The 5,717-nt window shown below is 73.6% G+C and carries 6 protein-coding genes; all 6 read right to left on the bottom strand.

The features are described from left to right. Positions 1-661 (bottom strand): oxygenase MpaB family protein (locus EEJ42_RS19305; RefSeq protein WP_148081992.1); only part of this gene is annotated, 661 nt, incomplete at its 3' end. Continuing rightward, positions 658-1,401 (bottom strand): GntR family transcriptional regulator, encoded by a 744-nt coding sequence (locus tag EEJ42_RS19300; RefSeq protein WP_246096936.1) that lies wholly within the window; start codon positions 1,399-1,401, stop codon positions 658-660. The genes EEJ42_RS19305 and EEJ42_RS19300, both read right to left, overlap by 4 nt. Continuing rightward, positions 1,398-2,357 (bottom strand): ornithine cyclodeaminase family protein, encoded by a 960-nt coding sequence (locus EEJ42_RS19295; protein ID WP_123101198.1) that lies wholly within the window; start codon positions 2,355-2,357, stop codon positions 1,398-1,400. Before EEJ42_RS19295 ends, EEJ42_RS19300 begins: the two co-directional genes overlap by 4 nt. 10 nt (positions 2,358-2,367) lie before the next feature. Continuing rightward, a complete protein-coding gene (locus EEJ42_RS19290; protein ID WP_123101196.1) occupies positions 2,368-3,432 on the bottom strand; it encodes a proline racemase family protein in 1,065 nt (354 codons plus the stop codon). A 4-nt stretch (positions 3,433-3,436) separates the two neighbouring features. Beyond that, positions 3,437-4,345 (bottom strand): dihydrodipicolinate synthase family protein, encoded by a 909-nt coding sequence (locus EEJ42_RS19285; RefSeq protein WP_123101194.1) that lies wholly within the window; start codon positions 4,343-4,345, stop codon positions 3,437-3,439. After that, on the bottom strand, positions 4,342-5,717 hold a 1,376-nt coding region (locus tag EEJ42_RS19280), incomplete at its 5' end, for an NAD(P)/FAD-dependent oxidoreductase (protein WP_123101192.1). The genes EEJ42_RS19285 and EEJ42_RS19280, both read right to left, overlap by 4 nt.

Genomic DNA, 5,717 nt, shown 5'->3' with positions numbered 1-5,717 from the left:
CGCGGACCAGGGCCGGGGGCCGCGGGGCGCCGAAGGCCTCCCGCGCCAGGTCGTCGAGCAGACTGTCCGCGGCCGCGCCGGCGAGCGGGCCGAGCACCCCGGGCACCCGGTCGGCCAGCATGCCGCGGGTGGCCTGCCACAGCTCCCGGCCCTCCGGGGTGGTGGCGAAGTGCGCACGCTCGTAGGCCCTCGTCCAGGTCTCGAACTCCCGCCAGGTGGCGGGCACTTCGGATATGCCCAGACGCTCGGCGAGGCCGAGGTAGAGGGTGTGCGATGCGGTCCGTTCGGCGTCGGTGGGGACGCGCCACGCATGGGCCGCGCACCAGCGCATCGGGGCGAGGTCGAAACAGGCGAGGACATAGCGGAAGGCGTCGTCGCCGATGGCGAAGGGGGCGTGCAGCTTGCCCAGCGCCGCGATGGTCTCGGCGCCCTGCTCGCTGTCCAGCCCGTGCTCGAAGAGCCCGTACATCATCGCGCCGGTGGCCTTGGCGCGGATCCGGGTGTGCTGGGTCATCCGGCCCGTGGAGACGAGCACCCGGGCGATCTCGGGGACCGCGAACGTACGGCAGAAGCCCAGGTTGAACCCCATCTTCAGGTCCCGGGCGAAGGTGTCGTACGCCATCCGCCGGTAGGTCTCCTCGGCCTCGTGTAACGCGCTCACCGGGGCGGCTCCCCGGTGAGCTTTCCCGGGGTGGGGTCGGGTGCGTTCTCCTCGGCCCAGATGCCGCGGACGTGGCCGAGGTGGCGGCGCATCAGGGCCTCGGCGCCGTCCGCGTCGCCCGCCTCGATGAGGTCGAGGAGTTCGGCGTGTTCGTGGGAGGAGTCGAACAGGGCGCTGCCTTCGGTCAGCGTGCGCAGTCCGTAGAGCCGGGAGCTGGTGCGCAGCGAGCGCACGGTCTCCACCAGCCTGCGGTTCCCGGCCTGTTCCAGCAGGGTGAGGTGGAATTCCATGTCGATGGTGACGTGGGCGATGAAGTCCCGGCGGTGCGCGGCCTCCTCGATGCCCGCCGCCAGCGGCCGCAGCCGCGCGATGACCTCGGGGGCGACGCCCGCCTCGGTGATCTGCCGGATCACCGGGATCTCGATGAGCGCGCGCAGGTGGGTGATGTCGTCCAGTTCGGCCGCGGAGAGGTGGGTGACCCGGAAGCCCTTGTTGCGGGCGATCTCGACCAGCCCCTCCTTGGAGAGGTCGAGCATGGCCTCGCGCACCGGTGTCGCGGACACCCCGAAGTGTTCGGCCAGGCTCGGGGCGGAGTACACGACGCCGGGCTTCAGTTCGCCCGATATCACCGCGCCGCGGAGGGTTTCGGCGATCTCCTCGCGGAGGCTGCGGCGGCCGCGGAGCGAGGGCAGGCGCGCGGTGGCCCCGTCGTCCACGGTCATGCGGTCGGTCTCCTTCATCTGTCGTCCTCGCCGGCTGCGGCGGCCTCATGGACGGTACCGGCGATCACGAGATCTTCCCATGCCATTCCCACGCTCTTGAACAGCCGGGGGCGTCCCGGGGCCACGGCCGGGCCGCCCGGGGGGCTGCGTATCAGGTGGGCGAGGGGAAGCAGTTGGGCGGGGTCGAGCAGACCCCGGTCGATGACCTGGATGAGGTCGCCCGCCTCCCGGGTGGCGGCGGCGCGGGACTCGACCACCACGGTCGCGTGGCGGACGGTGTGGTCGTCGACCTCCCTGGCGCCGGGCTCGTGCGACCCCACGGCCAGCACGGTGGCGTGCGGGGGCAGCAGGGTCCCGTCGAACAGCGGGGTGCGGGCCGTGGTGCAGCAGGCGATCAGATCGGCGTCCGCGACCGCGTCCGGCTCCCCGGCCACGACGCGGACCCCGGCGGTTTCCGGGAAGCCCTCGACCAGGTGGCGTGCCCGCTCCGGGGTGCGGCCGACGACGGTGACCTCGGTGAGGGGGCGGATCGCGCGCAGCGCGGCCAGATGGCTGTGGGCCTGCGGGCCGCCGCCGAAGAGCACCAGCCGGGACGCGTCGGGCGGGGCGAGCCGGTCGGCGGCCGCGGCGGACACCGCGGCGGTGCGGAGGTTGGTGAGCGCGACCCCGTCCAGCAGGGCGAGCGGGGTGAGGGTTTCGGCGTCCAGCAGCAGATACTGCCCCTGGATGCGGGGAAGTCCGCGCGCCGGGTTGTCCGGTGCGACGGTGGCCATCTTGACGCCCGCGTAGCCGCGTCCCCGGGGACTATGGCCCTCGGCGGGCATCAGCAGCAGCTGGCCGTGGTCCACCGGCACCACGGTACGGGGCGGGTCGGCCTCGGGGTCGAGCCCGTCCCGTAGCGCCTGCTGGAGGGCCCGTATCGCGGTGCGCATCGGCAGGGCGGCGGCGACGGAGGCCGCGTCGATGAACTTCATGGTCGGCTCTTCACAGCTCGAAGCCTTCGGGGAACGGGTCGTCGGGGTCGCGCAGATACTGGGCGGTGCCGGTGATCCAGGCGCGGCCGGTGACGGTGGGCACCACCGCGGGCAGTCCGCCGACCGTGGTCTCCTCGACGAGTCGGCCGGTGAAGTGGGTGCCGATGAACGATTCGTTGCGGAAGTCGGTGTGCAGCGGCAGCAGTCCGCGGGTGTGCAGCTGGGCCATGCGGGCGCTGGTGCCGGTGCCGCAGGGCGAGCGGTCGAACATGCCCGGGTGGATGGCCATGGCGTGGCGGGAATGCCGGGCGTCCGATCCTGGGGCGGCCAGATACACGTGGTGGCAGCCGCTGATCTCGGGGTTGTCGGGGTGGACCGGGCGGGCTTGGTCGTTGATGGCGGCCATGATCGCGAGCCCGGCGTCCATGATGCGGTTCTTGTGGGCCCTGTNGTCGTTGATGGCGGCCATGATCGCGAGCCCGGCGTCCATGATGCGGTTCTTGTGGGCCCTGTCGAAGGGGATCCCGAGGTGCTCCAGGTCGACGATGGCGTAGAAGTTGCCGCCGAAGGCCATGTCGTAGCCGACGTCGCCGAAGGCCGCGGTCTTCACGGTGCGGTCCAGGGCGAGCGCGAACGAGGGCACGTTGCGCAGCGTCACCCCGCGGGCCGCGCCCCGCTCGACGGCCACGTCCACCACGACCAGCCCGGCGGGAGTGTCCAGCCGGATGGTGGTGACCGGCTCCTCGACCGCCACCATGCCGGTTTCCACCAGGACGGTGGCGACGCCGATGGTGCCGTGTCCGCACATCGGCAGACAGCCGGAGGTCTCGATGAAGAGCACGCCCCAGTCGGCGTCGGGGCGGGTCGGCGGCTGGAGGATGGCCCCGCTCATCGCCGAGTGGCCGCGCGGCTCGTTCATGAGGAACCGGCGGATGTGGTCGAGGTGTGCCATGAAGTACCGGCGCCGGTCGAACATGGTGGCGCCGGGAATCACCCCCGCGCCACCGGTGATGACGCGGGTCGGCATCCCTTCGGTGTGCGAGTCGACGGCGTGGAAGACCCGGTCGCTGCGCATGGGTTCAGACGAGCCCTTCCGCGAGGGCCTTCTCGGTGGCCTTGCGCACCGTGTCGGCGTGTTCGGCGGTGAGCGGTACGCGCGGGTGGCGGCAGGGTCCGCCGTAGCGCCCGGCGATGTCCATGCTGAACTTGATCGCCTGGACGAACTCGGTCCTGGCGTCCCAGCGCAGCAGCGGGTGCAGGGTGCGGTAGAGCGGCAGCGCGGTGGTGAGGTCCCCCGCCGAGGCGGCCCGCCACAGCTCGGCGCAGGCGCGCGGGAAGGCGTTGGGGTAGCCGGCGATCCAGCCGGGCGACCCGGCCACGGCCAGTTCCAGCGCCACGTCGTCACTGCCGCACAACACATCGAGGGCGGGGGCCAGTTCATGGATCCGGTAGCCGCGGCGGACGTCGCCGGTGAACTCCTTCACCGCCACGATCAGCCCCTCGTGGTACAGCTCCGCCAGCAGCTCGGGCACCAGGTCGACCTTGGTGTCGATGGGGTTGTTGTACGCCACCACGGGCAGCCCGGCCCGGGCCACCTCCCGGTAGTGGGCCAGGACCGCGCGTTCGTCGGCGCGGTAGGCGTTGGGCGGCAGCAGCATCACGGCCGGGGCGCCCGCCTCGGCCGCCTGCTCGGCCCAGCGCCGCGCCTCGTCCGCGCCGTAGGCCGCCACGCCGGGCATCACGGTGAAGCCCTCGGGGGCGGTCTTGACGGCGGTGGTGACCACGCGGGCCCGCTCCTCGGCGGTCAGGGTCTGGTACTCGCCGAGGGAGCCGTTGGGGACGACACCGTGACAGCCGTTCTCCGCGAGCCAGGTGAGGTGTTCGGCGTAGCCGTCGAAGTCGACCGCGAGCCGGCCGGTCGGATCCTCGCGCAGCGGCAACGCCGTCGCGACGAGCACCCCGTGCCATGGCTTGGCCTGTGCGTTCATGCGCCCTCCTCGTCGTGGTGTGACACGGTCGCGTTCCTCAGCAGTCCGAGCGGCACCGGCTGGGCGACGGGTCGGCTCGCCAGCCCGCGCAGGTCGTCCTCGGTGACGTCGCGTCCGGCGTGGGCGGCGGTCAGGGCGGCGGTGGCATAGCCGCACACCCGGCCCTGGCACAGGCCCATTCCGGGGCGCGCGCACAGCTTCACCGCCCGGGGATCGGTGGCCCCCAGCTCCTCCACCGCCTGGCGGATGGCACCGGCGGTCACCTCCTCGCAGCGGCAGACGACGGTGTCCGCGGTCAGCCACTCCCGCCAGCCGGGCCGGACCGGATACGCCGCGTGCAGCGCGGCGGCGAAGCCGCGCCGGGCGGCCCGGAGCCGCAGCAACCGGGCGATCCCGCGCGGATCGGGGCGGGTGCCAGTGGTGACGTACGCCGCGTGCAGCCCCGCCAGCTCCCCCTCGGCGCAGGCGAGTTGGGCTCCGCCGACCCCGCATGCCTCGCCCGCCACATAGACCCCGGGCACGGTGGAGCGCTGCCGGGTGTCCACGCGGGCGGTCAGGCTGCCGTCGGCGTCCCGGTGCATCGCGCAGCCGAGCTGGAGCGGAATCTCGGTCTGCGGGGTGAAGCCGTAGCCCACGGCCACCGTGTCGCACTCCAGCCGCCGCCGGGTGCCCGGCACGATCCGCCACCGGTCGTCCAGCCGCGCCACCGCGGCCCCGGTGACGGTGTCCGTCCCCTCGGCGCGGACCACGGTGGTACGGGTGCGGTACGGGATCCGGTGGCGCCGCAGCGTCCGCAGGTAGTGGGCGGCCTCGCCGAGTTTGGCGGCGGCGCGCAGGGTGGTGAGCGGGTGGCGGGCGAAGGCGGTGGGCCGTCCGGCCTCGAAGACGCCGAGGACCGTGGCCCCCGCCTCGGCCATCCCTGAGGCCACCGGCAACAGGAAGGGCCCGGTCCCGGCGACCACGACGCGCCGCCCCGCGACGACGCCGTGCCCCTTGAGCAGGGCCTGCACCCCACCTGCGGTGTAGACGCCGGGCAGGGTCCAGCCGGGGAAGGGCAGTTGGCGGTCGTAGGCGCCGGTGGCCACGACGACGGTACGGCTGAGCACCTCGCGGGACACGCCATCGCACAGGGCATGGGTCGCGAAGCCGTCGGCGGTGCGCTCCACGTGCCAGACGGCGTGGCCGGGCAGGTGGTCGAGCCGGGCGCGATACGTCTCCAGAGCCGTGCGCAGCCGCTGGAAGAGGGGCCAGTCGTGGTGCGCGGCGCCGTCGTCGGCGGGGCGGTGGCGCCAGTACTGGCCACCGGGGCGGGGCGCCGCGTCCAGCAGCGCGACCCGGGCGCCGTGGGCCGCCGCGGCGGTGGCCGCGGACA

This window comes from Streptomyces botrytidirepellens, assembly GCF_003721215.1.
Classification (GTDB): Bacteria; Actinomycetota; Actinomycetes; order Streptomycetales; family Streptomycetaceae; genus Streptomyces; species Streptomyces himastatinicus.
This window is presented reverse-complemented; position numbering and strand designations above follow the sequence as displayed.